This is a genomic window from Paenibacillus ottowii (assembly GCF_006874425.1).
Classification (GTDB): domain Bacteria; phylum Bacillota; class Bacilli; order Paenibacillales; family Paenibacillaceae; genus Paenibacillus; species Paenibacillus ottowii.
In genome coordinates this window covers 1-1,143 of the sequence record NZ_VIJZ01000041.1, presented here as the reverse complement: position 1 = coordinate 1,143, position 1,143 = coordinate 1, and the positions used below count along the sequence as shown (strand labels likewise).

The window sequence follows — 1,143 nt, the reverse complement described above, 5'->3', positions numbered from 1 at the left end:
ACCGGATCCACCTTGTATATGGTGTTGCTTGCAGCGTATAGCACACTCTTGCATAAATACACGGGTCAAGAGGACATTATCATCGGCACGCCGATTGCCGGACGACCACATGCAGAGCTAGGTAGCCTGGTAGGTGTATTCCTGAACACGCTGGCGATCCGCAATTATCCGTCTGGCGACAAAACGTTCCTGGATTATCTGCAAGAGGTCAAAGAGCATGCGCTCAGTGCGTATGAGCATCAGGAATATCCATTTGAAGAGCTGGTTGAAAAGCTGAATGTAACGCGGGATACGAGCCGGAATGCACTGTTTGATACGATGTTTGAGTTGAAAACCTTTGAGCAGCAGGAGTTCGAGCTGGAAGGTCTGACCTTTAAGCCGTATCCGACGGACAATTCTACGTCCAAATTCGATCTGACCTTGGATGCCGTAGAGCAGCCCGAAGGTATTCTGTGCAGTTTGGAATACAGCACGGCGCTGTACAAGCCGGAGACGATCGCGCGCTTGGCGCAGCATTTTACCGAACTCGTACGTGCGATTACACTGCATCCAGAGCAGCCATTGGCCGCTTTGGAGATGGTAACTGTCGAGGAGAAGGCACAAATCCTCTATGGTTTTGGAGATGTAGGCGTATCGGATGTTGCGGCTGTTGAAGACGGAGCACTGTTCCATACCTATGTGGAAGAGCAGGCCCGGCTTGTACCAGATCACGTAGCGGTGGTGTACGAGGAGCAGCAGCTGACGTACCGGACACTGAATGAACGTGCGAACCAACTCGCTCGCAGACTGAGAAATGAAGGCATTGGACGCGAATCGATTGTCGGCATCTTGAGCGAACGTTCGGTGGATATGCTGGTCGGTGTATTAGCGGTGTGGAAAGCCGGAGGCGCCTATGTACCGCTGGATGCAGACTATCCGTCCGAACGAATTCGCTTTATGCTGGAGGACAGCGGTGCGACGGTGCTGCTGACGCAAACCAGCTTGCAGGAACGTGCGCAGGCATGGCTGGAGGAAAGCGATCAGGCCTTAGCCGTAGGGCAGACTGAGGGTGAGCTGGAGACAGCGGCTGGCGCTGAAACGATGGAATTAGGTGCTCTTCATGGGACCCTGAATGGAATCGCAGCTTCGAAGTCTGACAGCGAA

General features: G+C 53.4%; 1 protein-coding gene. It reads left to right on the top strand.

All coding sequences use genetic code 11. The annotated features are described in order from the left end of the window. Window positions 1–1,143 (top strand): condensation domain-containing protein (locus tag FKV70_RS25815; RefSeq protein ID WP_142614975.1); only part of this gene is annotated, 1,143 nt, incomplete at both ends.